Below are 25,148 nucleotides of genomic sequence, written 5' to 3'. Positions count from 1 at the left end.
ATCCCAAATGAATCTCATTCAATATCCTTTGCGGGCAGAGTGGGCCGGGTTGCAGCAGCGGGCAGCCCAGCAGCAGGGCGCCGATGTAGCCCAGCGCGTGCAGCAGATTTTTGAGGACGTGCGCCAACGCGGCGACGCGGCCCTGCTCGATTATGCCCAACAGTTCGATGGGGCCGATTTGCCTGCCGCGGGCGGTCTGCGCGTTTCGGCCCAGGAGCTGGCCGCCGCCGAAGCCCAGGTTCCGGCCGCGCTCCAGGCGGCCATCCGGCAGGCTCACGCCAATATTCTGCGCTTCCACGAAGCCCAGGTGCCAGCTGAGGAGCGGGTAGAAACCATGCCGGGCGTACTCTGCTGGCGGCGGGCGGTGCCTGTGCAGCGGGTAGGCCTCTACATTCCGGGCGGCACGGCGCCGCTGTTTAGTACGCTGCTGATGCTGGGCGTGCCGGCTAAGCTGGCGGGCTGCCCGAACATTGTGCTTTGCACGCCGCCCCAGAAGGATGGCGCGGTGAACCCGGTTATCCTGTTCACGGCCCAGCTGCTCGGTATTGATACGATAGTAAAAGCCGGCGGAGCCCAAGCCGTGGCTGCGCTCAGCGGTGGTACCGAATCGGTGCCGGCCGTAGACAAGATTTTCGGTCCCGGCAACCGTTACGTAACGGCCGCCAAGCAACTGTCCACCCGCTACGGCGTGGCCATTGATATGCCGGCTGGTCCCTCGGAAGTGCTGGTGATGGCCGACGCCTCAGCTAATCCCGCCTTCGTGGCGGCCGACCTGCTCAGCCAGGCCGAGCACGGACCCGATTCGCAGGTTATTCTGCTCTCCGACTCCTTATATATACTGGAGCAAACCAAAGCCGAAGTGGAACGCCAGCTGCGCGAACTGCCCCGGGCCGAAGTGGCCGCTCAGGCCCTGACGGAAAGCCGGGCCATTCTGCTGCGCGATGCCCAGGAAATGCTGGATTTCTCGAACGAGTACGCCCCGGAACACTTGATTCTGGCTGTGGAAAACCCCGAGCCGCTGGCCGCGGGCGTCACCAACGCCGGTTCGGTGTTTCTGGGCCACCTCACGCCCGAAGCCGTAGGCGACTACGCCTCGGGTACCAACCACACGCTGCCCACCAACGGCTACGCCCGCAACTACAGCGGTGTTTCGCTCGACTCGTTCTTCAAGAAAATTACCTTCCAGCGCCTGACTCCCGAAGGCTTGCGCAACGTGGGGCCCGTGGTGGAAACGATGGCCGAAGCCGAGGGTCTGCGTGCCCACGCCCGCGCCGTCACGCTCCGGCTGGAGGCGTTGGCCGGCGGGGAGCAGGAGTAATAGACAATCGTGCTTCGGTAAGCGGACGCCGCCAGATGAAGCATGACGTTCAACCGTATAATGAATCAGCGTAATCAGCTGAAAAATTCGCAAAATCTGAGATTTATGTTCAACCTTGATAGCCTCGTGCGGCCCAACCTGCGGGACATGAAACCTTACTCCTCGGCCCGCGACGAATTTCAGGGCGAGGCCCAGGTGATGCTCGACGCCAACGAGAACAGCCTCGGCAGCGCCGGCCCCGAGCGGTTCAACCGTTACCCCGACCCGCAGCAGCGGGCCGTTAAAGCCGAGTTGGCGAAGCTAAAAGGAGTGAGCCCAGCGCAGATTTTCCTCGGCAACGGTTCCGATGAGGCCATCGACCTGCTGGTGCGCCTGACCTGCGTGCCCGGCCAGGACAGCTTGCTTATCCTGCCGCCCACTTACGGCATGTACGAGGTGGCCGCCAACCTGAACGACGTGACTGTGGAGCGCCTGCAACTCACGGCCGATTTTCAGCTCTCGCCCGAAATCGTGGCTGGGGTGTTGGCTTCGAAGGCGAAGCTGGTGTGGCTGTGCTCGCCCAACAACCCCACCGGCAACCTGCTGCACACCGAGTGCATCGAGCAGATTCTGCGGGGTTTCGGTGGACTGGTAGTGGTGGATGAGGCTTACGCTGACTTCGCCGAAGCGCCGAGCTGGACGACCCGCCTCGCCGAGTTTCCGAACCTGGTGGTGCTGCAGACCTTCTCCAAGGCCTGGGGTTTGGCTGGTCTGCGGCTGGGTATGGCCTTCGCCTCGCCGGAAGTCATCGGGTACCTCAACAAAATCAAGCCCCCTTACAACGTGTCGGAAGCCACGCAGCAGCACGCGCTGGCTGCCCTGCACGACGCGCCCCGCGCCGAGCAGCTGCGCCGGCAGTTGCTGGTGGGCCGCGACTGGCTGGCCGAGCGGCTGCCTGCGCTGGACATCGTGGCCGAGGTGTTTCCGTCGGATGCCAACTTCCTGCTGGTGCGTTTCAGGCCCGACGCCACGGCTCTCTACAATTTCCTGGTAGCCCGGGGCATCATCGTGCGCAACCGCACCACCCAGCCCGGCTGTGCCGGCACGCTCCGCCTCACCGTGGGCACGCCCGCCGAGAACGAGCAGTTGCTGTGGGCGCTGGGGGAGTTTGCGGAGTAACAACGTATAATAAGCACGTCATGCTGAGCGAAGGCGCAGCCGTAGTCGAAGCATCTCTACCGCTTCGTTGCAGTCAGTAGGATTCGTATTACAGTAGAGATGCTGCGCCTGCGCCTTTGCTCAGCATGACAATCTCAAACCACCCATGAAAAAAGTACTCTTTATCGACCGCGACGGGACCATCCTTATCGAGCCGCCGACGGATTTTCAGGTAGATGCGCTGACGCGGGAGAAATTCCAGTTTGTGCCCGGCGCTATTAGCGGCCTCGCGCGCATTGCCCGCGAGCTGGATTACGAGCTGGTGCTGGTGAGCAACCAGGATGGCCTAGGCACCGCCAGCTATCCGGAAGATACCTTCTGGCCAGCCCACACGATGATGCTCGACGTGCTGCGCTCGGAAGGCGTGGAGTTTGTGCGCGAGCACATCGACCGGAGCTTCCCCCACGACAACCTGCCCACCCGCAAGCCGGGCACCGGCATGTTGCAGCAGTATCTGGGCGAAGCCAGCGGCTACGACCTGCCGGGCTCTTTCGTTATCGGCGACCGGCTGACCGACGTGGAGTTGGCCCAGAACCTGGGCTGCCAGTCTATCCTGCTGCAGCCGGAGGAAGGGGAGGGGGGCGACGAGCGCGCCGCCCTCACGACGATGAGCTGGGAGAAAATCTACCAGTTCCTGCGTCTCCCCGCCCGCACCGCCGTGGTGCAGCGCGACACGAACGAAACCAAAATCCGCATTGAGCTCAACCTCGATGGCCAGGGCCGGCCCCAGATGCATACCGGCCTGGGCTTCTTCGACCACATGCTCGATCAGCTCAGCAAGCACTCGGGCGTCGATATGAAAATTGATGTGCAGGGTGACCTGCACATCGACGAACACCATACCATCGAGGACGCGGCTATTGCCTTGGGCGAAGCCTTCAACCAGGCGCTGGGCGACAAGCGCGGGCTGGCTCGCTACGGCTTCCTGCTACCCATGGATGACGTGCTGGCCCAAGCCGCCATCGACTTCTCGGGCCGGCCCTGGCTGGTGTGGGATGCCGAGTTCAAGCGGGAGAAAATAGGGGATATGCCCTGCGAAATGTTCTACCATTTCTTCAAGAGCTTCGCCGATGCGGCCCGCTGCAACCTCAACATTAAAGCCGAGGGGCAGAACGAGCACCATAAGATTGAAGCCATATTCAAGGCCGTAGCCAAAGCCATCAAAATGGCGCTGGTTCGTGATGCGGGCCGTATGGAAATACCGAGTACCAAGGGTATTTTGTAGCATACCCATTTGTATAAACAAATGGGTATGCTACTGACCGGCACGTGTAACCCCATTACATGGCACCGTAAGCAAAGAGCCTCTCCTCTCGAATCCATTGAGTGATGATCCTGGCGAAATTGCTTCAATAGCTGAATTCAGAATGGGCAAACAAAGGCGAATATTTTTTTATACAAATGTTAAACAAATGAATAAGCTGAGTTTTCAATTAAGAGTATTCAAATGGAAATAGCCGTAGTTGATTACAAAGGAGGCAACGTGCAGTCGGTCCTGTTTGCCCTGGAACGCCTGGGAGTGCAGGCCACCCTCACGGCCGACCACGACGTGCTGCGCCGGGCTGACAAGGTGCTGTTTCCTGGGGAAGGTGAAGCTGCTTCGGCCATGCGGGAGTTGCGGGCCCAGGGCCTGCACGAGTTGCTGCCGACGCTGACACAACCCTTCCTCGGCATCTGCCTGGGTATGCAATTGCTGGGCCGGCACACCGAGGAAGGCGGCGGCACCGACATGCTGGGTATTCTGCCCTTTGATGTGGTGCGCTTCACGGCCGCCGGTCCGGAGCACAAAATCCCGCATATGGGCTGGAACAACCTGCAGCAGTTGCGCAGCCCGTTGTTCGAAGGCCTGCAGGCCGCAGACTTCGTGTACTTCGTGCATAGCTATTATGCCCCGGTAGGCGACTACACGATTGCTGAAGCCGAATATCCCGCGCCCTTCAGTGCCGCGGTGCAGCACGAGAACTTCTACGCCGTGCAGTTCCACACCGAAAAGAGCGGCCCCGTAGGCACCCGCATTCTGGAAAACTTCCTGAAGCTGTAAGAGTGTCATGCTTCGCCAAGCGCAGCATGACCGTCCTATAACTGACAACCAGCATCTGATAACCAACCAATGGAAATCATTCCCGCCATCGACCTCATCAACGGCCAGTGCGTGCGCCTGACGGAGGGCGACTTTTCTCAGCAAACCACCTACGACTCCGACCCGCTGGCTGTAGCCCAGCGTTTCGAAGCCGCCGGCGTCAAGCGCCTGCACCTCGTCGACCTGGATGGGGCCCGCGCCAAGCAGCCAGTGAACCTGCCGGTGCTCGAACGGATTGCCCGCCATACCAGCCTGCATATTGACTTCGGTGGCGGCCTGCAGAGCGAGGAGGCCGTGCGCGCCGCCTTCGACGCGGGTGCCCGGCAGATTACAGCCGGCAGCATTGCCGTGCGCGAACCTGATACAGTTAGCGGCTGGCTGACTACGTTCGGAGCCAACCGCATCATCATCGGGGCCGACTACCGCGACAACCACATTTCCATCAATGCCTGGGCCGAGCAAAGCGAGCGGACCCTACGCGAGTTCGTGGAGAACTACCTCACTGCCGGTGCCACCACCTTTATTTGCACCGATGTGAGCAAGGACGGTAAGCTTCAGGGACCTTCGTTGGCCACGTACACGGAACTTCGCCAGCAGCTTCCCGCCGCCGAACTTATTGCCAGTGGGGGCGTCACGACCATTGCCGATGTGGAGGCGCTGGCTGCCATTGGGATGCACGGGGCTATTATCGGCAAGGCCATCTACGAGGGCACCATTACGCTGGAGCAACTGCGGCCCTGGCTGTAGGTGTCGGTTGTTGGTCGGTGGTTATCACCCACAAACCAACAACAACCCATTAAAAAAGTAAAAGCAGATGCTGACCAAACGAATCATTCCCTGCCTCGATATTAAGGATGGCCGCACCGTAAAGGGCGTGCAATTTGAGGGGCTGCGCGACGCCGGTGACCCGGTGGCGCTGGCCGCCCGCTACGCCCGCGAAGGCGCCGACGAACTGGTGTTTCTCGACATCACGGCCACCAACCAAAAGCGGGCCACGCTGATAGCGCTGGTGCGCGACGTGGCCCGCGAGCTGGACATTCCGTTCACGGTGGGCGGTGGCATTGGGTCAATAGCTGATGTGGAGGCGCTGCTGATGAATGGGGCCGACAAGGTGAGCATCAACTCGGCCGGGTTGGCCCGACCCGAGCTCATCAACGAATTGGCCGCCCGCTTCGGCAGCCAGTGCATTGTAGTGGCCGCCGATGCCCGTTATAACGCCGCCGACGGCTGGCAGGTGTACACCCGCGCCGGCACCAACAACACCGGGCGCAACGCCGTGGACTGGTGCCGCGAGGCCGCCGACCGGGGGGCAGGTGAAATCCTGCTGACTTCCATGAGCAACGACGGCACCAAGGATGGCTTTGCCCTCGACATCACCGGGGCCGTAAGCCGGGCCGTAACCATCCCGGTTATCGCCTCGGGCGGGGCCGGCTCCAAGCAGGACTTCACCAACGTGTTTCAGCAGGCCCAGGCCGACGCCGGTTTGGCCGCCAGCATATTTCACTTCGGCGAAATAGGTATCCGCGAGCTGAAAGAACATCTGCGCCAGGATGGTATTCCGATGCGACTATAGAAATTCAATACTTAAACAGATATGGGAGCCAAACACGTTTGTTTTCCTTGCAAAAAAGCTTTCAACACTCCATTTGGATTAGTTGGACCTATTGTGTGCCCTAATTGCGGGAAGGGGATAGTAGTGCTTGCGCATCGTTTTCGCCCGCCTAAAAAACAAGATTCTGCCAAGTGGAAGGTGGCTGAATTCTTAGTTCAGCATGGATTCTTCTACCAACATGTATCGCCTTTGCCCTCTGATGAAGTTCGGAGTTATGTGCGGTATCCAGAGAACCTGCGCGAGGCGCGAGAATTTGTAAAAATTTACGCGGACAGCGTTCGGGTAACTTAACCAACACCAAATGGACTTTGCCAAAATGCCCGATGGGCTGATTCCCGTAATTGTGCAGGATGCTGCCACGGGCCAGGTGCTGATGCTGGGCTACCAGAACGAGGAAGCGCAGCGCGTAACCCGCGAAACGGGCCGTGTCACGTTCTTCTCGCGTTCCAAGCAGCGCCTCTGGACCAAAGGCGAAACCTCCGGCAACTACCTCACCGTAGTGAGCGAGCACGAGGACTGCGACCAGGACGCGCTGCTCATCCGCGCCATTCCCGACGGCCCCACCTGCCACCGCGGCACCACCAGCTGCTTCGAGCAGCCCAACCAGACTGTCTACCCGGCCCCGGCCGTGGGTTTCATTGCGGAATTGGAACGGCTGGTGCAGCGTCGCCATCAGTTTCCCGACGAGGATCCCAACTCGTACACCGCCTCGCTTTTCCGCAAGGGAATGCCCAAAATCGCCCAGAAAGTAGGAGAGGAGGCCGTGGAGACTGTTATCGACGCGGTGGGCGGTAATGTGGCGGGCCTCAAAGGTGAGGCCGCCGACCTGTTGTACCATTTGGTGGTCCTGCTGACGGCTTCGGGTCTGTCGCTGGAAGACGTGGTGGAGGTGCTACGCGAGCGGCACAGCACCATTTCCGGAGGCGTGCGCCGGGAGTAAGTTCATCACCTGAGTAAACTGCCTTATCCAATAGGTCACAGTTACGTAACCAAAATACCTTTCGGGGGACCTTCCGTACCTTGCGGCTCCTCTTCTCAGTCGCTCTATGTCCGCTTCCAATTCCGCCTATCTGTCCGAGCAAAGCCTGACGGTGCTCGTGCCCGTGTATAATGAGGAGGAGAGTCTGGGGCAGTTTGTGGTGGAGATGGACAAGTTTCTGGCCCAGACGCCGGTGCCCACTACGGTGCTTTTCGTGAACGACGGTTCGACCGACGGTTCCTTGGCGCTGCTGCGGGAAGTGTGTAGTAGCAAGTCGGGCTATGAGTTTATCAGCCTGAGCCAGAACCGGGGGCTGAGTACGGCCATCAAGGCCGGTGTTGACCACGCCCGCACCACGCTCATCGGCTACATCGACTCCGATATCCAGACCACGCCGCTTGACTTTATGGGCTTCTTCGAGTTCTTTCCTGAGTTTGATATGGTGAACGGCATCCGGGCCAAGCGCCAGGATACGTTCGTGAAGAAGCTTTCTTCTAAAGTAGCCAACGGCGTGCGTCGCACGCTCATCAACGACGGAATTCAGGATACGGGCTGCCCGCTGAAAATTATCAAGACCGACTATGCCCGCCGGCTGCCGCTATTCCACGGGATGCACCGCTTTCTGGGGGCGCTGGTTCAGTTGCAGGGTGGCCGCGTGAAGCAGCTGCCGGTGCGCCACTTCCCGCGCTTCGCGGGCACGGCCAAGTACAACCTCTGGAACCGGGCCTGGAAACCACTGGTCGACACGTTCGGCTTCCGCTGGATTCGCTCGCGCTGGAAGAACTATGAAATAGGGGAGCAGCACGTCGGCGCTCCGGCTGCCCCGGCCTCAGTGGGGCAGTCAGGCACTAACTACTAAGCAAGCCGGAGGTGGGGATGCTGAAGATCCAGACGCTGCTGACGACGGCCAACGTGGCGCTGGTTATCGGGCTGGTGTCGCAGCTGTTGTTTTCCAGCCGCATCGTGCTGCAATGGATTCAGAGCGAGCGGGCCAAGCGGGTGCTGGTGCCCACGCTGTTTTGGCAAATCAGCCTGGTTTCGTCGTTTCTGATGCTGGTGTACGGCCTGCTGCGCCACGACCCGGTGATTTTGGGAGCCCAGCTCATCAGCTACGCCATTTATGTGCGGAATCTGCAACTGCTGGGCGAGTGGGACAAGCTAAACGTCTGGTTCCGGTCGGCGGCCTATGTGCTACCGGTGGCGCTGATGAGCTGGTTTGTGGCCGGTAACCGTCATTTCAGCCTGCGGGCCATGTTGGGCACTGAAATTCCCGGCGGGCTGCTGGTGCTGGGCACCGTGGGCCAGGCCATTTTCCTGCTGCGCTTCGTGTATCAGTGGATTTACTCCGAGCGCCGGGGCGAGTCTAGCCTGCCGCTGAGCTTCTGGGTTATTAGCCTGGTCGGCTCGCTGCTGATTCTGGCCTATGCCGTACTGCGCCGCGACCTGGTGCTGTTTATTGGCAACATCTTCGGCGCGGTGGTATATGCCCGCAATATTGTGCTGTTGCGCCGGCAGGAGTCGGTCCCATTCAGCGTCCCTTCCGAGACTCCACCGCCACTAGGCCACTAGGTTCATGCCGAACGGCGTAGGGGTGGGGCTTGCCCCTACGTCGTATTGTTAAAGGTCTAGGGGCTGTTCTGCCAGCCAGTCCACAAAAGCCTTGAGGCCTTCGTTTAGGTTGGTTTGTGGAGCATATCCTAGCAGCTGCCGGGCTTTGCTGATGTCGGCGCAGGTTGTGTCTACGTCGCCGGGCTGCATGGGGCGGAACTCCAGGCGCGGCTCTGTGCCTACGGCCCGGCCCACGGCGGCAATAAGGTCTAGCAGTGGCACGGGCTGATGATTGCCCAGGTTCAGGGTTTCGTACACGCCGTGGTGCTCCAGCAAGTACTCCACGCCCCGGGCAATGCCATCCACGGTATCAAGCACAAAGGTGTAGTCGCGGGCCGTGCTGCCGTCGCCGAATACCGGAATTGCTTCCCCGGCGCGTAGCAGCCGCACGAACTTGTGGATGGCCAGGTCGGGCCGCTGCCGGGGGCCATACACGGTAAAGAAGCGGGCATTGAGTACATCGAATCCGTGTAGGTGATGGTAGGTGGCCGTAAGCTGTTCGCCGCTGAGCTTGGAAGCCGCGTAGGGTGAAATGCAGCTGGCCAGCAGGTTCATGTTCTCGCGGAAGGGCTGTTCGCGAGTGTTGCCATACACCGAGGAGGAGGAGGAGAAAAACAGCTTGGTAATGTCGCGCTGGCGCATCCACTCCAGCAGGTGCGCCGTGCCGAGTACGTTATTGTCGAGGTAGGCGGCGGGTTCTTGCACCGAGGGGCCTACGCCGGCCTTGGCGGCCAGGTGCACCACAACGTCTACCGGGTCGGCAGGCAGGGCGTCTACCAGCGCGTCGGTGCCGCGGCGCAGGTCGGTTTCGTGGAAGCTGAAGCGGGGGTGAGCTCGGCAGACCGTCAGGTTGCGCTCTTTCAGGGCGCGGTCATAGAAGGGGTCGAAGTTGTCGAGGCCGATAACGCGGTGGCCTTTGTGGAGCAGGCGCTCGGCCAGGTGTGAGCCGATAAAGCCCGCGCAGCCCGTAATCAGAATTGAAGCCATGAAAATAGGCAGAGGAAAGGTCAATCGGAGCCCGTAAGGGCAACTGAGCAAATGTAGTTCGATTTCGGCGTCCGCCTATTGGTAGTTGTTTGCTGTCGGTACTGCTGCCCGTGCTGTAAGTAGTAAGCGGCGTAATACCTGTAGCTTTCAGCAGTACCGTAATCAACCCTGAAATTGTGCCGGTTGCTGCCCGTATTCCAGTACCCGCATTCTCTGTTTCTCTTACTCTCCATATGTCGGACCACACCGAACTCACTCAGCCTAACGCCTCTTTTATCACCCGTTTTCTGGTCTCCCAATGGGGACGGGCGCTTTTGCTAGGGTTGGTGTGCGGGGTGAGTTTTTTCCTGCACAGTGGCGCATCGGCAGTCAGCCTGATGGAGAGCCGCAACTTTGTGGCCGCCCGCGAGATGGTTGCTGGGGGCTCGTGGCTGATTCCGACGATCAATCAGGAACTGCGGCTGGCCAAGCCCCCATTACCTACCTGGGCCGTGGCAGCCCTTCAGCAACTAATCGGGCCTACCGATAACCTGGCGCTATTGCGAATACCTGCGGGTCTGGCCGCTACGTTGCTGGTATTCTTTTTCTGGGGTCTGTGTTATGAGCTGACCCGACGCCAGCGCTTTGAGAATACTGCCCCGGGCCATACCGCCTGGCTCGCGGCCTTGGTGCTGGCCACCAGCCTACTCGTTATTACCACAGGGCGTGAAGGGCAGTGGGATATATTTGCCACCAGTCTAGCCATGGGGGGACTTTGGCTGCTGGTTGGCGGCTGGCAGCGGCCGGTACGACAAGCGTATCGATGGCTGGTAGGGGCAGGGGTTCTGCTGGGGCTGGCCGTGCTAAGTAAAGGCCCGGTACCTCTCTACGCGTTGGTTCTTCCTTTTGTGTTGGCTTATTTAATTGGTCAGCCCGTTCATCGGCAGGCAGTGCGGGCCCGGGCTGGTGCCACGCTACTGGGGGCCGTGCTGGCCATTATAATCGGGGGTAGTTGGCCGCTTTACGTTTGGTTGAAAGTGGCTCCGGCTGCCCGTGCCGTGGCCCGGATTGAAATGGCATCGTGGGCAGATCGGCATGTTCAGCCTTATTGGTATTACTGGCCTTTTTTCGCCTTCACGGGCTTGTGGGCCCTGGTGGCGCTGGCCGCCCTGGTGTGGCCGTACGCCCGCCCGAGGCTACGGGGCTTTATCCCGTATGCAGTGGTCTTTGGGTGGGTGCTGATCGGTTTACTGCTGCTGAGTATCGTGCCTGAAAAAAAGGAGCGGTACATGTTGCCGCTTATGCCTCCATTAGCCTTACTGGTGGCCGGGCTGCTACGCTATTGGTTAAACCAGCCCGCATATCCAACTAGCCCTGCCAGAGTCTCCTATGCCTTTCTTCCCCGGGTTTGGGCCACTCTGTTACTAGTGCTACTGCTGGCGCTGCCCGTCGCCATGGCGTTCGTCGGGTTTTCCGGCTTCGGGGTCGGTTCGCTCCGGTTTGGGCTAATGGTGGTGTTGGCCGCGGTACTAGGCCTAGGGCTGATCAGGGAAGGGGTTTTGCGGGGCCGGGTAAGTTCCCTTATTAGTAGCACGCTGGCTATGGTGTTGAGTATTATCGGGCTGGCTATGCCGGCTTATCCGCGTTGGGAAGCCCGCCGTGATGTACTCGGGCGGCAGCATATGCGGGAGGTAAGGCAGTTGCCGGGGTTTCGGGGGGTGGGGGAGTGGTATAGCCTCGATACACTCCACGTTAAGCAGGTTTGGGCCGCTGGTCAGGCTGTGCCTATCTGGCATCCTACTATCGCCCAACTATCCGATTTGTCTCATCCGATAGTTGCCGTATCGGGTCAGCCAGCCGAGGATAGGTTACCGGCAGGATGGTCTAAGTTTATCCGCATTTCTCGGCAGGATTCGTTCTATCTGGATAGAAGCCGGAATTCGGGCGTATGGTTTGTTTCTAAGTTAGAGCCTATTGAGCAAATGTCTCGTTAAAATCAATTGGCTGGCAGCAAGGTAGTTGCATTGTTAGGTAACTTAACATAATTATTAAACAAATCAAGATCTTTTGCTCAGATGCTGTAGGAGTGGAGCATTTACTTGATGCCATTGATTACCCATTCTTCAGCTTTAGCAGATAGAAATATCGAGTAGCAGTAGTATCAAGTTAGGAACATCTGTCTATACAGCTTATAAAAGGATCATCTAAAGCATACCAAGCAGTTCGGGCTTACATTATCCACAAATTATGTGTGATTGTGTAAGCCCGAACTGCTTGGAGTCGCCGATTAACTATTCGCTTAGCTGACGTTTGATCTTGTTCAAAAGGGCCTGTACTAGTTCCAGGTCATCAACGTGCTCAATAGTCAGGTGTGTGTTTAGCCCTGGCCCGTGCAGATGGATAGCAAACGTATTTGCAGGTACAGCAAGCTCCTGTGTTACTGATGCTGCTTCAGTAGTGCCCATAGTGCCCACGGTTGGGCTAGCAGGAGCCATTGTCTCTACATACTTTGGCTGGTTCTGAGGGGCCGCTACAAAGGCCTGATTTGGTACAATGCCTGAGTTAGCGGTAGTACTATCAGAAGCTATGATGTCAGATTCATCTTCCATATCGTCCGTGTCGAGCCCAAAGAGACTGGATACGGTATCTGTAAGGCGCTGTATATGGGTGGGCTGAGGTACAAACATCGGTTTCTCCGATATACCCGTTGCCTTTGTTGTGTTAGCGCTTTTGTAGGCTGTGTCTCCGGTAGCTGGGTGGCTTGAGCCATCCACCACCGATTGGAATCGGCTCAATGGTAGTTCGGTACTGGCTAGTTCCCGGCGTGGCTGTTGCTGAGCGGCTAACTGGTCGATATCGGCAATGATGTTTTGCTCATTTAGAACACCAACCATGCGCGCACCATCGATGAAAGCCTTTGTAACGGCCTGAGCATTGATTTCTTCCACGCCGAACTCACGCACCAACATCACGTCGAACATGTGCACAGGTAGCTCACGGTTCCTGAACTTTCGGCATATCTGGGTGAACAGGGGCGGGTGCAGGAACGCTTCGCGCTCATAGATTCGCTCTTCCTGTTTGTCGTAGGCGTTCTTAATACGGCGAAACAGGTTCGTGGTAGTAAGCAACTCTCGCTTACTGGTCAAGAGACCAAATTTAACAGCCGAGCCTATGATGGCCTTGAAAGAGCCACTCACCTTGCGGTTAAGCTTACGAGCAGATGTTTCAATAGCGCACTTGCCACCAGTGTCGTCAACAACTTCAGCTACTTCCCAGGCACTTTGATACGATGTGCGGGGATAGTCTATGGTCTTTGGCATAAGAAGAATTAACAAGTGATACTACTGGCTAAGTAGCAATAATAGTCAAAAATACAAGCAATAGTAATAATAAGTAGTATAAAGTATGTAAAAGTAAAACTTTCTTATACTTTTTGTGCTTTTATTTACTTTATAAGCTATTAATACACACCATCTATACATATACAGTATAAATACCTTCTATCGTAAGGGCGAACGGGGCAGGAGCAATGATTTACTTACTGCTAAGCTATCCTCTTAATACCCACAACTGCTCTACAGCAATAATTACCAAGTCAACTGCATTGATAGACAGCTATTCATAGAGGCCTATTAGAAGCGCTGAAACTGCTGGCTTATCTGGTTAGGAGTGAGGAAGAATTTTCTTTATCTGACACCGTGAAGGTTAGAAGCACTTTGCGAAGGTGTTCGGTCACCTTTACAACAACCTGCTGGCCGCAAAAATCTTGCACAGTAGTCTGGCCCTGAAAACAACGCGCCGGGTGGTAGCTTGCTACTCGACAGGCGTTGAAGCCGCCTTGAGCAGCTAGCTATAGCAGAATCCGGAGCTGAGTCACTTATAACTTTGCGAGTAGCTCGAATGTAAGCATCACACCCAAGAACAATACACAACTCATTACGAACGCACCTTCAGCCGCATTAGATTCTATTCATTTCTATAGATCGTGCAGCCGCGACTTGAAATACACTAGAGGCGTATTTCTGCCTGGATCAGAAAAGGTCGGGTGGCGCATTGGTTTCGGCTGCTACACATCATGTTGGCAGACTATACTTGAAAGATGTATGTCAGAAGCAGCTGAGGCGGCACTTCAAAGCATCAGATTAGCCCGTGAGCAATAGTGGTTATTAATATGATGTGGCTCATTAAGATGAGTCTGCGTTAAGCAACTACCGAATTCAACTACTGCACAATAAGAAGGCGCGATGGCCACAATACCGGGTATCTAAATATGACTTTCGGAGTGCATAATCACACAGCATCTTTTGTCTTATAATTTATATTATGTTAAGTAACATAAATAAGAATACGGCCGACTGTATAGCCGGCCGTATTTTGGAGGCTCGTTAATTGAGCTGGAGAAAAAACTTAAAGCGTGTTATTTGGCTGCATCCAGCTTGTCCATCATCCGCTGCGAATCCGCTTTACGGTCCAGACGTAGGTACACTTTCTGAAGGGCGCTCATCGTGCTACGGTCATTGGGCTGGACTTCCAGGGCCTTCTCGAAATACGGCAACGAATCCTGGAAGTATTTCTTACCCTCTATTTCCAGCTTCTTTCCCGACTTCTGGTATTCCGCCAGACTCATTTTGCTGGCCCGGGTATAGTAATCAGCGGCCTTGTTGTAGTTGTAAATGCCAAGGTTGAAGTTAGCATCGAAGTTATTCGGATCTATCTCCACAGCCTTCCGATAAGCGGCCAGTGCTTCAGCCGGCTTCTTATCAGAGTCGAGAATCGAGCCCTTCACCGCATAAAGGTTCGAGTTAGTTGGATCGGCTACAATGGCCCGGTCGATTTTGTCGAGGGCCTCTTTGCCACGGCCGGCGCTCAGGTACATATTCAACTCTTCCAGCATGAAGCCTTTGTTGTTGGGATATACCTTTAGCGCGTCCTGTACCACTTTCATTGCGGCAGCATCGTCTTTCTGCTGACGGGCAATCTGCAGCATCCGGCCATACATCTGGGTCGACTGGTAGCCGATGCCCTGTAGTTTACCATACATCTCCTTAGCACCGGCGAAATTCTCATTCGCTTCGGCAGCATAAGCAGCGTACAGATACGCCGTCGTGTCCTGCGGCTTGATTTGCTGGGCCATCCGATACGAGTCCATAGCCTTTGCGAAGTCTTTGCTATTGTAGCTTTCTACGCCGGCGTTCAGGGCCATACCATACAGTCCATCGAGCTTGGCCTCGGCCTGCTTCCCGTACTCACCATCTTTACCGTCCAGGCTCAAAGCCTTCGTGTAAGCCTCAAAGGCAATTTTACCGCCATCTTCGGTGCCGAGGCTCTTCTTGTAAATCGGGCTGCTAACCATGCCCTCGTAGATTTCGCCCCGGGTAAACCAGGTCTTGGCTTTGCCCGACGTTTTTTCGTTCGTAACCGCCTTGTCAATTTCGGTTTTGGCTTTGTCGAGCGTACCCTGGCGCTGGTAGAGAATGGCGTTGGTAACGGCCGAGTTCTGGGCCGAGGCCGTATGTAGGGCGGCGGCGGCCACAAGCGTTAAAAGAACTTTCTTCATGGGAGTTGAGTGAAGAATCTGCAGTTTAGTGGAAGGAATTATAGCGCAAACGGCAGAACTTCCGGGGAAGTTCTGCCGTCGCAAGTTAACAACTGCTTAGTTAGCGCTAAGCGTGTCCGGGTCGGTCAGCTCCGTCAGGTCGTCGTCCGGGGCAGCGGCAATCGGCAGCTCCGTCGACTCGCTACCATTGGGCTCCGCTCCTTCCAGCAACGCTGCATCTGCCTCCAGCTCCTCAATTTTCTCTTCGGCCGCCACTTTAGCCACCGACGAAATCTCGTCGCCGTTGCTGATTTTCAGCAGCCGTACGCCCTGGGTGGCCCGGCCAATGCTGCGCAGTTCGCTCATCCGCAGGCGAATGGTGATGCCCGACTTGTTGATGATCATCAGGTCATCGGTATCGTCTACAGCCTTGATGGACACGAGCTGGCCGGTTTTATCGGTCAGCTTCATGGCCCGCACGCCTTTGCCGCCGCGGTTGGTGATGCGGTACTCGTCGAGCGGGCTGCGCTTACCGTAGCCGTTCTCTGATACCACCAGCAGTTCCTGCTCGCTTTCGTTATTCAGGCACACCATCCCTACTACCCGGTCACCACCGGCCAGCGTTTCATCCAGCGTAATACCGCGCACGCCGGCGGCGGTGCGGCCCATCGAGCGCACTTTGTGCTCGGGGAAACGCACCGCCCGGCCCGAGCGCAGCGCTAGCACAACCTCATCGTTGCCGTTGAGCAGCTGCACGTCAAGCAGCCGGTCGCCCTCATTGATGGTAATGGCGTTGATGCCGGCCGTGCGGGGACGCGAGTAGGCCTCGAGCGGGGTTTTCTTCACCGTGCCCTGCTCGGTGCAGAACATGAGGAAGGTGTTGTCGAGGTAATCGGGGTCGCGCAGGCCGCGCACGTTGAGTACCGAACGGATATTGTCCTCGCGCGGAATCTCAATCAGGTTCTGAATCGGACGGCCCTTGGTGTTCTTACCGCCTTCCGGCACCTCGTACACTTTCAGCCAGAACACCCGGCCGGCTTCGGTGAAGAAGAGCAGGTACTCGTGGGTGGTAGCTACAAACAAGTGCTCCGTAAAGTCGTCCTGCTTGGAAGCAGCCCCGCGGGCTCCTACCCCACCCCGACCCTGGCTCCGGTACTCATCCAACGCCGTGCGCTTGATGTAGCCTTCGCGCGAGACGGTGATAACCATGGCCTCATCGGCAATCATATCCTCCATCGAGAAGTCGCCGCCGGCGTACTCAATCATGGTGCGGCGGGCGTCGCCGTAGCGCTCCTTGATTTCGGCCAGTTCGGTGCGGATGATGTCGCGCTGCATGTCCTCCGAGGCCAGTACGGCCTTCAGGTGGTCTACCAGCGCCATCAACTCGTTGTATTCGGCCACAATCTTGTCGCGCTCCAGGCCGGTCAGGCGCTGCAGACGCAGGTCGAGGATGGCGCGGGCCTGCACTTCACTCAGCGAGAAACGCTCGATGAGCTGCCCGCGAGCTACTTCGCCATCACGCGAGCTGCGGATGAGGGCAATAACTTCATCCAAATGGTCAAGCGCAATCAGCAGGCCTTCGAGGATGTGGGCGCGCTTCTGGGCTTCAGCCAGCTCGTAGCGAGTGCGGCGCACTACTACATCGGCGCGGTGCTCCACAAAGTAGTGGATCAGCTCCTTCAGGTTGAGCGTCATCGGGCGGCCCTTTACCAGGCACACGTTGTTGACGCCGAACGAGCTTTGCAGCTGAGTATACTTATAGAGGTTGTTGAGCACCACGGTCGGCATGGCGTCGCGCTTGAGGTCGTACACGATGCGCATACCGTCGCGGTCCGACTCGTCGCGCAGGTCGGAAATGCCCTCGATCTTCTTGTCGTTGATGAGCGCGGCCGTCTTCTCGATCATCGAGGCCTTGTTCACCATATAGGGAATCTCGGTGATGACGACCTGTTCCTTGCCGGTGGCGGTGGTTTCGAAGTGAGCCTTGGCCCGCATCACCACCCGGCCGCGGCCGGTTTCGAATGCCTGCTTCACGCCCTCGTAGCCGTAGATAGTTCCGCCGGTCGGGAAGTCGGGAGCGGTGACGTGCTCCATGAGCTCGGCAATGGTGATATCGGGGTTGGCCAGGTAGGCCACGATACCGTCCACTACTTCCGTCAGGTTATGCGGGGCCATATTGGTGGCCATGCCCACAGCAATACCGGTCGTACCGTTTACCAGCAGGTTAGGAAACTTGGCCGGCAGCACCGACGGCTCCTCCAGGGAGTCATCGAAGTTAGGCTGGAAATCGACCGTATCCTTGTCGAGGTCGCCGAGCAGCTCATCAGCGAGTCGCTTTAGGCGGGCTTCGGTGTAACGCATAGCGGCCGGCGAGTCGCCGTCGATGGAACCGAAGTTGCCCTGGCCGTCTACCAGCGGGTAGCGCAGGCTCCACTCCTGGGCCATGCGCACCATGGTGTCGTACACACTGGAGTCGCCGTGCGGATGGTACTTACCCAGTACCTCACCCACAATACGGGCGCTTTTCTTGTGTGCTTTGTTGTACGAAACGCCCAGATCGGACATGCCGTAGAGTACGCGGCGGTGCACGGGCTTGAGGCCGTCGCGCACATCGGGCAGCGCCCGGGAGATGATAACCGACATCGAGTAATCGATGTAGGCCCCGCGCATCTCATCTTCGATGTTAATCGGAATGATTTTTTCGCCTTCCGCCATAGGGAGCTTATAGTCGGCCGGTAAATCTCCGGGGTAATGGAGGAGCTTACAGGCCCGTGAAAATGAACTTCGTTGAAGCCTGCAAGATACGCAAAAAAGTGCGTTTTATCTAGCCTAAAAGGCTATTCCAACCACCGCCGGGAGCCCCCTTACCAACCCGGCCGCAATGCCTGTCGCGGCCGGGTTCGGGGCGCTATGCGCACCAGCCAATCCGCTTAGTCGTTGATGGTCCGGCTGCGGTCGTTTTTGCGTTTCACCGCATCGGGCTTGTACACCTTGATTTTCTCGCCGATGGCCGGGTTCTGCTTTTTCCAGAGCGGCTGACCGCGGAACTTGGTGCCATTGTGCATGTGCACCTTACGGGTGTGACAGGACTGCATGGGGCAGGTGCGGCACGACGAAACGGCCAAAAGGCAACCCACAGCCAGCAGGCCCAGACGGGAGGAAAACGAACGGGGAGTATTCATTGGCGTAAAGGTACCAAATATGACGAAGCGAAGAAGGTGCCCGGTTGCTCCTAGCAGGAGGCAGCTGTTGTCAGCAACGCGTAGGCTAGCTTCAGCGGCTCCAGGCTATTCAGCTCGGCCACGGCCGGCACCGGCGCCACACTCCCCCCACGGTTGAGCCACACCGGCCGGATGCCCGCAGCCTGCGCGCCCACCACGTCGGCCACCCAGTTGTCACCCACCATCACGGTTTCGGCCGGCCGGGCCTGCAGGCGCTGCAGGGCTACGTGGTAGATGGCGGGGTCGGGCTTGAGTACGCCCACGGCCTCCGAGGTAATGAGCGCGTCCACTAGCCCACTCATCCCCAGGAAATCGAGCTTCTCTTCCTGCTCGCTCGTGCGGTTATTGGTCACTACACCTATGCGGAAATCGGGCTTAAGCCGCTGCAGCAGCGCCAGCGCCCCGGTCATCGGCTGCCGGAACTGCCGGTAATGGCCATAGTGCTCCTCGGCCAGCTGCGTGAGGCTGCCGGCCGTCGGGGCTGGCTCGTACGGTGCCAACAACTGCCGGAAACGCAGCTCCCGCGCCGTCAGGTAGTCGATTTCCCCGCGCATTATCCGCGGGTGCATTTCTTCCAGCAAGTCGCTGTAGCGCTGGTACAACACATCGGCCGGCACCTCGCGCAGACTAGCCTGACCAGCAGCCGTAGCCGCCAGCGCCGCCCGGGCCGTGGCGGTGTGGTCGTAGAGCGTATCGTCGAGGTCGAAAAGGATGGTGGTGATGGGGAGCATGTTTTTTAGCTCTTGGCTGAGATTTTTAGCCGGCAGCTTATCGTTTAACGAATCTAAGAGCTAATAGCTCTCAGCTAACAGCTATGATGAAACGTCCTCCCCTTCCCACTCGCGCAGAAACTGCTCCAGGAACTGCTCCATATACGCGTGGCGCTCGTCGGCTACCCGGCGGGCGGCGGGCGTGTTCATCCTCTCCCGTAGGTGCAGCAGCTTTTCGTAGAAGTGGTTGACGGTGGGTGCCGTGTTCTGTTTATAGCTCTCGAATGTATCGTGGCTGACGGGCGGTATAGCGGGGTCGTGCAACTGGCGGTTTTTGTGGCCCCCGTAGGCAAAGGCCCGGGCTATCCCAATGGCCCCGATGGCATCGAGCCGGTCGGCATCCTGCACCAGCGCGCCTTCTACCGAACTCATGGGCGTGGGTACGCCGAGGCCTTTGAAGCTGATTTCGCGGATGATGGCTTCTACCCTATCCATTACGGCCGGGTCGGCGTGCTGGCTGGTCAGCCAGGCGCGGGCGGCGCGCGGGCCAGCTTCTTCGTCGCCGTCGTGAAATTTCCAGTCGGCCACGTCGTGCAGCAACGCGCCCAACTCGGTTACCAGCAAGTCGGCTTCGGGGGTCTGGGCGGCCAGTCGGCGGGCTACCTGCCACACCCGGCGGATATGCTCCCAGTCGTGGCCCGAGCCTTCGTGCAGGAATTTTTCGCGGATGAAATCAACGGTAGCGGCGATGAGTTGGGAATCGGTGGCAGAAAGAGACATAACAGATGTAAGAGGTAGGTGCGGGCAAAAGTAGAACGAACCTACCGGGATGGCACAGCCGCAGGTTCGGGAACTACTAGTCAAATGCGAAAGTTTAGCGTATATTGACTTCAAATGACGCTTTAATATTCTGCAAATGACAATGGTTCGCAACACTTCCGTCGCCGATATGGTGGCCCTGATGGGCGGCCCGGCCGTTATTCCGCAGCTCGTACGAAACGAGATGGACCTATTGGGCGTGGCCATCAAGGGCCTGTCGGTGCAGGCCGTGCGGGCGTTGCAGCGCCATTTGGGCTTTTCCAACAAGGAAATGAGCGCCGTGCTCGGCGTGTCGGAAAGCACCCTCACCCGGCGCGAGCAGAACCACAAGCCCCTCACCCTCGACGAAAGCGAGAAGGCCATTCAGCTCTCGGCCGTGCTGGCCAAGGGCATGGAGGTGTTCGAGGAGGAAGCCGACCTGCATTTCTGGCTCAACTCCCCCATCCCCGCCCTGGGCGGCCAGAAACCTAAAGACTTGCTCTACTCCGTCATCGGCCGCGGCCAGGTACACGACATCCTAGGCCGCATCGAGCACGGCCACTTTTCTTAATATGAAGAGTTGCAAGCTTTAGGCTATAAGCCTTCAGATTTTAGATGTGACTTGCAGATTGTGACCGAACGTACTTGCAGCTTGTAGCTTAAGGCTTGCCGCTCAAAAGAATGAAGCTTTACCGTTTGGGCAAGGCCCCTTATATATCGGATACCTCGGGGAAGGGCGGGCTATACTATGGGGGGCGCTGGCATCCGGTGGGACGGCAGATTCTGTACACGGCCGAGCATTTGTCGCTGGCGAAGCTGGAAGTGCTGGCTAATTCGCCGGTACTGCCGCGCCGCTATTTCGCCCTCACGCTGGAAATACCCGACGATACGCCCTTTCTGGAGTACGCCCCGGCAGACTTGCCTGCCAACTGGCAGCAGGTACCCTACCCGGCCGAGCTGACCGAACTGGGCCGGGCTTGGCTGGATGCCGGTACGCACTGGGTGTTGCGCGTACCCTCGGCCCACGCCCCGGCCGAGTGGAACTACCTGCTCAACCCGCTGCACCCCGACCACAGCCGGAGCCTGCGCGTACTGAGCATGGAGCCACACCCGTTTGACGAACGGCTAAAATAGCTACAACTTATGCTTTTAGCGCGGCGGCCCACACACCAACTAATCTTCTGCTTCGCGAACCGTTCACTGACTTAACTCAACTGTACTTTTCGTTGTCCTTGGGTCGCACTACAGACTTGTAGCGTCCTTTTACATGAACCCTTATAAAATGGGCGCTATTCTTTTTTTACAGAGTATTTTCGGCATCCGTCTTTTTTTTATCACCATCAAACCGACTTTTTTTCAGCCTTGTCAATTATTGTTATTTACACCAAGTCAGGTGCATATACTTTTCTAGAAACCAACTGCAGCTTGCCTTATATATTATTTTGCGTTGCAGTAAATCCGGAGTGCGGCAAAGGGGCGTAAGTGGGGGCAGATTGTTTCAATCGTCTCTTCTACCCTCCCTTTTATTTCCGATGAAAAAGCAACTTCTTTCCCTCGCTTTCGTGGCCCTACTGGGCGGCGCTTCTGCTACCACCGCTTCGGCCCAGGCCAAGATGACACCCAACACTGTAATGGTGGGTGGAATGGCCATGTACCCCAACAAGAACATCGTTGAAAACGCGGTAAACTCCAAAGACCACACCACACTGGTAGCCGCCGTAAAGGCCGCTGGTTTAGTAGAAACCCTGCAGGGCAAAGGCCCCTTCACAGTTTTTGCCCCCACCAACGCCGCTTTCAACGCCCTGCCCGCCGGCACGGTTGAAAACCTGGTAAAGCCCGAGAACAAGGCTACACTCACCAAAATCCTGACCTACCACGTGGTAGCCGGCAACATGACAGCCGAAAAAATCATGGCCGCCATCAAGGCCGGCAAGGGTACGGCCACTATTAAAACCGTAAGCGGCGGCACACTTAAGGCCATGATGAACGGCCCCAAGAACGTAGTACTGCAGGACGAGAAAGGTAACGTGTCCAGCATCTCTACCTACGATGTGATGCAGAGCAACGGCGTAATTCACGTAATCGACAAAGTACTGATGCCCTAACCGGCACAATAATTAAAATAAATAAACCCGCCCCGATATGTTTTATATCGGGGCGGGTTTATTTATTTTAATTAAAACTAACTTGAAGAATAACTCATTTATTGCAGAGAGCGAAGCCGGCAACCCATACTGCCGGTGACTTTTATGAGCCGTCGTGGTTACCCTCACTCCTATCGCCCATCACCTCACCGCCGCATGCGCCACTTTACCGCCGCCGACCTCGGCCAGCTCGAAAAGGTTTACCGCCTCAATCTCATCAACGCCATCACGGGCTTCAAGCCGGCCAACCTACTGGGCACGGCCGATGCTGCCGGGCGCACCAACCTGGCCATCATCAGCTCGGTGGTGCACCTGGGCTCCAACCCGGCGCTGCTGGGCCTTATTATGCGCCCGCCCTCCGTCGAGCGCCACTCGTACGACAACATCCGGGCAACGGACTGCTACACGCTCAACCATGTACACGAGGGCATAATCAAGGCCGCTCACTACACCTCGGCCAACTTCCCGCGGGAGGTTTCGGAGTTTGATGCCTGCGGCCTGACGCCCGCGTACCACGACGATTTTTCGGCGCCCTACGTGCAGGAAAGCCGGTTGCAGATCGGGCTGGAGCTACTGCAGGAACTACCCATTGAGGCCAATGGCACCGTGATGCTGATAGGCAAGGTGCAGCACCTGTACCTACCCGACACGCCCGGCGTGCTCCGCCCCGACGGCTCGCTCGACCTGGCCGCCGCCGGCACCGTGGCCCTCAGCGGCCTCGACACCTATTACACAGCCCAACCCGTAGCCCGCTACGGGTACGCCCGCCCCAACCAGAACCTGGAAGAGCTGGATATGTAGGGCAAGGCAAACCCGTCTGTCATCCTGAGCTTGCGAAGGACCTTATCACGGTTGAACAACTCGTTTAATCGTGATAAGGTCCTTCGCAAGCTCAGGATGACAGACGGGTCCACAAAGTCGCTTCAAACCACCCCGAAACCAGCTAGTTCCTCCCAGACGCGATGCACCGGCAGGCCCATTACGTTAAAATAAGATCCTTCAAGCCGGGTGATGGCCACCATGCCAATCCAATCCTGGGCGCCGTAGGAGCCAGCCTTATCGAAGGGTTGGTAGTACCGGACGTAGTGTTCGATTTCGGCAGTGGAAAGCGCACGAAAATGCACCCGGGTTTCGTCGGCAAAAACCACCTGGCGGCCATCGGCAGCCAGCAGGCAGACGCCGGTGTACACCTCGTGGGCACAGCCCTGCAGGCGCTGCAGCATGGCTACGGCCTCAGCTTCGTCGGCGGGCTTGTTGAGCACGTCATCGTCGAGGCAGACGATGGTATCGGCCGTGAGCACGATTTCGTCGGGGGCCAGATCAGGGGCGTAAGCGGCAGCCTTGTGGGCGGCCAGGTACTCGGCAATTTCGGCCCGGCGCAGGTGGTCGGGGAAGCTTTCGTCCACTTCCCGCAGGCGGATTTCGTAGTCCAGCCCCAAATCGGAGAGCAGCTGGCGGCGGCGCGGCGAGCCGGAAGCCAGCACCAGCCGCGGCCGGGTGGCAGCCGGAGCAGTATTCAGCACAGAATCAGACACGGAAAACATCGGTAAACGGGGCGCTGGTTTCGCGCTCGGCAATACTGCTGAACAGGAAACCGCCAATGGTTTTGGGGAAGAAGAATGTGGACTTGGCCGGCATTACAGCCCCCGAATGACAGACGCGCTCCACTTCGGCCATGCTCACCTCGTTGGTGATGAAGGCGGCCCGGGCCTCGCCCTTGTTTACGCGGGTGAGGCACTCGGGGAAGTTGCGCACGTAGGCCACGCCGGGCCACTGCCGCTGCGCCTCCGAGCCCGCAATGCCCAGTACTTTTTCGAGTACGAAGTAGTGGAGCACCGTCAGGTCGAGGTTCTTCACCTCCTCCGTCGTGGACCAGTCGAGTTGGGCGTGTACTTCGGGGCGCAGGCGGATTTTGTACACCTCGCCTTCGCCCAGATACAGCCCAAATGCCCACTGCTTGCCGGCAATACGCTCGGGCAGATCGTAGGGGTCGTCGAGGGTGAGAACGGTGAAGTAGGGTTCCAGCTGGGCCAGCAGGTCAGCCACGCCGGCAATGCCAGGCAGGTCCAGCAGCAACCGGTGGGTGGGCAAAATTCGCAGGTCGTCGGCCGCCGCGTTGGTCAGGTACATGAGGTGGAAATTCCAGGCCTCATGCCCCGTGTAAGCGTCGCCGGCCGCCGCCTGCCGGGCCTGGCGGTAAGCCAGTGAGCCTTCGTAGCGGTGGTGGCCGTCGGCCAGAATTACCTCGCGGGCCGCCAACACGCGCTGGAAATGGCGGATTACGTCGGCATCCTGAATAACAGCCAGTACGTCGCGGGCGCCCTGGTAGTCCTCCTCGGTTTCGTAGAGCGGGCTGCGCATGGCCTCGTCCAGGTAGGGCTCCAGGTCGAAATCGTCGTCGCGGTACAGGCCGTGGGTGGCGCTGGACTGAAAGTCGGTGCGGGCCAGCAACTCTGCCCGGTCGTTCACGGCGGCGGGTAGCGTGCTTTCGTGGCGCAGCACCACGTTCTCGTCCCAATCAGTAGCCTTAATGTGGCACATGAAGCCCTTGCGGCAGTACTCGCGGGGGCTGCCCGGCAGCCGGAAATACTGGTAATACACGTAGATGCCCGGCAGCTCATCCTGTTGCAGCACGCCGGCCTGCTCCCACTCGCGGAGCCGCGCCAGCGCCTGACCGGCAGGATCATCTCCGCGGGGCACCGAAAGGTGAATGCTGTTGAGCGGGTTCTGGTAGAGCGCCTCCCGCTGCCGGGGCGACACCACATCGAAGAGCGGCGACACGAGCCGGTCAATCTGGGAGCTTAATCCGGGCCCGTAGCGCCAGCCCCGGATAGGTTGAATTTCAGCCAAACCTGATGGGTAATGAGGTAATGAAGACTAAGATGAGGTGAAATAGTATGTCATGCGGAGCGTAGTCGAATCCACAGTCGAAGCATCTCTACTGCAATGCTGACCCTGTCTACTGGTTGAATACAACGA

23 protein-coding genes are annotated in these 25,148 nt (G+C 58.0%); 14 read left to right on the top strand and 9 right to left on the bottom strand.

Annotation, left to right across the window (positions count from 1 at the left end):
- Positions 1 to 7: 7 nt before the first annotated feature.
- The 9 genes from hisD to HW556_RS06435 all read left to right on the top strand — a co-directional run bounded on the left by hisD (position 8) and on the right by HW556_RS06435 (position 8,755).
- Positions 8 to 1,318, top strand: a complete 1,311-nt coding sequence (gene hisD, locus HW556_RS06475; protein WP_176899104.1) for a histidinol dehydrogenase — start codon at positions 8 to 10, stop codon at positions 1,316 to 1,318.
- Positions 1,319 to 1,423: 105 nt separating this feature from the next.
- Complete coding sequence (gene hisC, locus HW556_RS06470) at positions 1,424 to 2,476, top strand: histidinol-phosphate transaminase (protein ID WP_176899102.1); 1,053 nt, start codon at positions 1,424 to 1,426, stop codon at positions 2,474 to 2,476.
- 145 nt (positions 2,477 to 2,621) lie between these two features.
- Complete coding sequence (gene hisB, locus HW556_RS06465; protein ID WP_176899100.1) at positions 2,622 to 3,740, top strand: bifunctional histidinol-phosphatase/imidazoleglycerol-phosphate dehydratase HisB; 1,119 nt, start codon at positions 2,622 to 2,624, stop codon at positions 3,738 to 3,740.
- Between the two features lie 222 nt (positions 3,741 to 3,962).
- A complete protein-coding gene (hisH, locus tag HW556_RS06460) occupies positions 3,963 to 4,556 on the top strand; it encodes an imidazole glycerol phosphate synthase subunit HisH (RefSeq protein ID WP_176899098.1) in 594 nt (197 codons plus the stop codon).
- Positions 4,557 to 4,625: 69 nt separating this feature from the next.
- Positions 4,626 to 5,342, top strand: coding sequence for a 1-(5-phosphoribosyl)-5-[(5-phosphoribosylamino)methylideneamino]imidazole-4-carboxamide isomerase (hisA, locus tag HW556_RS06455; RefSeq protein WP_176899096.1), 717 nt, complete (start codon positions 4,626 to 4,628; stop codon positions 5,340 to 5,342).
- A 67-nt stretch (positions 5,343 to 5,409) separates the two neighbouring features.
- Positions 5,410 to 6,168 (top strand): imidazole glycerol phosphate synthase subunit HisF, encoded by a 759-nt coding sequence (gene hisF, locus HW556_RS06450; RefSeq protein WP_176899093.1) that lies wholly within the window; start codon positions 5,410 to 5,412, stop codon positions 6,166 to 6,168.
- A gap of 340 nt (positions 6,169 to 6,508) precedes the next feature.
- Complete coding sequence (hisIE, locus tag HW556_RS06445; RefSeq protein WP_176899091.1) at positions 6,509 to 7,147, top strand: bifunctional phosphoribosyl-AMP cyclohydrolase/phosphoribosyl-ATP diphosphatase HisIE; 639 nt, start codon at positions 6,509 to 6,511, stop codon at positions 7,145 to 7,147.
- Between the two features lie 106 nt (positions 7,148 to 7,253).
- Positions 7,254 to 8,045 carry a glycosyltransferase gene (locus HW556_RS06440; RefSeq protein ID WP_176899089.1) on the top strand — a complete coding sequence of 264 codons (792 nt, stop codon included), beginning with the start codon at positions 7,254 to 7,256 and terminating at the stop codon, positions 8,043 to 8,045.
- Positions 8,046 to 8,062: 17 nt separating this feature from the next.
- Positions 8,063 to 8,755, top strand: a complete 693-nt coding sequence (locus HW556_RS06435; protein WP_176899087.1) for a lipid-A-disaccharide synthase N-terminal domain-containing protein — start codon at positions 8,063 to 8,065, stop codon at positions 8,753 to 8,755.
- Between the two features lie 48 nt (positions 8,756 to 8,803).
- Here the strand turns inward: HW556_RS06435 and HW556_RS06430 are convergent, their stop codons facing one another.
- Positions 8,804 to 9,781, bottom strand: coding sequence for a GDP-mannose 4,6-dehydratase (locus tag HW556_RS06430; protein ID WP_176899085.1), 978 nt, complete (start codon positions 9,779 to 9,781; stop codon positions 8,804 to 8,806).
- Positions 9,782 to 10,014: 233 nt separating this feature from the next.
- On the opposite strand from HW556_RS06430, the gene HW556_RS06425 reads away from it, so the two are divergent.
- On the top strand, positions 10,015 to 11,754 hold the full coding sequence (locus tag HW556_RS06425) for an ArnT family glycosyltransferase (RefSeq protein ID WP_176899083.1): 1,740 nt from the start codon (positions 10,015 to 10,017) through the stop codon (positions 11,752 to 11,754).
- Positions 11,755 to 12,051: 297 nt separating this feature from the next.
- On the opposite strand, the gene HW556_RS06420 is transcribed toward HW556_RS06425, so the two are convergent.
- From HW556_RS06420 to HW556_RS06395, 6 genes are all read right to left on the bottom strand, one after another.
- Positions 12,052 to 13,080 (bottom strand): hypothetical protein, encoded by a 1,029-nt coding sequence (locus HW556_RS06420; protein WP_176899081.1) that lies wholly within the window; start codon positions 13,078 to 13,080, stop codon positions 12,052 to 12,054.
- A 1,097-nt stretch (positions 13,081 to 14,177) separates the two neighbouring features.
- Positions 14,178 to 15,317, bottom strand: a complete 1,140-nt coding sequence (locus tag HW556_RS06415) for a tetratricopeptide repeat protein (RefSeq protein ID WP_176899079.1) — start codon at positions 15,315 to 15,317, stop codon at positions 14,178 to 14,180.
- 96 nt (positions 15,318 to 15,413) lie between these two features.
- Positions 15,414 to 18,011 (bottom strand): DNA gyrase subunit A, encoded by a 2,598-nt coding sequence (gyrA, locus tag HW556_RS06410; protein ID WP_176899077.1) that lies wholly within the window; start codon positions 18,009 to 18,011, stop codon positions 15,414 to 15,416.
- 215 nt (positions 18,012 to 18,226) lie between these two features.
- Positions 18,227 to 18,478 (bottom strand): hypothetical protein, encoded by a 252-nt coding sequence (locus tag HW556_RS06405; protein ID WP_176899075.1) that lies wholly within the window; start codon positions 18,476 to 18,478, stop codon positions 18,227 to 18,229.
- A 50-nt stretch (positions 18,479 to 18,528) separates the two neighbouring features.
- A complete protein-coding gene (locus HW556_RS06400; RefSeq protein ID WP_176899073.1) occupies positions 18,529 to 19,248 on the bottom strand; it encodes an HAD family hydrolase in 720 nt (239 codons plus the stop codon).
- A gap of 81 nt (positions 19,249 to 19,329) precedes the next feature.
- Entirely contained in the window at positions 19,330 to 20,007 is a 678-nt protein-coding gene (locus tag HW556_RS06395; RefSeq protein ID WP_176899070.1) for an HD domain-containing protein, read from the bottom strand.
- A gap of 142 nt (positions 20,008 to 20,149) precedes the next feature.
- Here HW556_RS06395 and parS point away from each other — a divergent pair, with 142 nt between their 5' ends.
- The 4 genes from parS (at position 20,150) to HW556_RS06375 (ending at position 22,970) form a co-directional block, all read left to right on the top strand.
- Positions 20,150 to 20,596 (top strand): type II RES/Xre toxin-antitoxin system antitoxin, encoded by a 447-nt coding sequence (gene parS, locus HW556_RS06390; RefSeq protein ID WP_246289545.1) that lies wholly within the window; start codon positions 20,150 to 20,152, stop codon positions 20,594 to 20,596.
- A gap of 110 nt (positions 20,597 to 20,706) precedes the next feature.
- Positions 20,707 to 21,159, top strand: coding sequence for an RES family NAD+ phosphorylase (locus HW556_RS06385; RefSeq protein WP_176899067.1), 453 nt, complete (start codon positions 20,707 to 20,709; stop codon positions 21,157 to 21,159).
- Between the two features lie 398 nt (positions 21,160 to 21,557).
- Entirely contained in the window at positions 21,558 to 22,130 is a 573-nt protein-coding gene (locus HW556_RS06380; protein WP_176899064.1) for a fasciclin domain-containing protein, read from the top strand.
- Between the two features lie 195 nt (positions 22,131 to 22,325).
- Entirely contained in the window at positions 22,326 to 22,970 is a 645-nt protein-coding gene (locus HW556_RS06375) for a flavin reductase family protein (protein WP_176899063.1), read from the top strand.
- A 122-nt stretch (positions 22,971 to 23,092) separates the two neighbouring features.
- Here HW556_RS06375 and HW556_RS06370 read toward each other — a convergent pair whose 3' ends face one another.
- Together HW556_RS06370 and HW556_RS06365 are read right to left on the bottom strand one after the other, a co-directional pair.
- Entirely contained in the window at positions 23,093 to 23,704 is a 612-nt protein-coding gene (locus HW556_RS06370; protein ID WP_317170480.1) for a Maf family nucleotide pyrophosphatase, read from the bottom strand.
- Positions 23,697 to 25,019: a DUF1015 domain-containing protein gene (locus tag HW556_RS06365; RefSeq protein ID WP_176899059.1), complete on the bottom strand. Its 1,323-nt coding sequence runs from the start codon at positions 25,017 to 25,019 to the stop codon at positions 23,697 to 23,699. The genes HW556_RS06370 and HW556_RS06365 overlap by 8 nt, the downstream gene beginning before the upstream one ends.
- Between the last annotated feature and the right edge of the window lie 129 nt (positions 25,020 to 25,148).

It is taken from the genome of Hymenobacter terrestris, from assembly GCF_013377905.1.
In the GTDB taxonomy this organism is placed as follows: Bacteria; Bacteroidota; Bacteroidia; order Cytophagales; family Hymenobacteraceae; genus Hymenobacter; species Hymenobacter terrestris.
The sequence above is the reverse complement of the archived record's forward strand: the minus strand, read 5'-3'. Positions and strand labels throughout refer to the sequence as shown.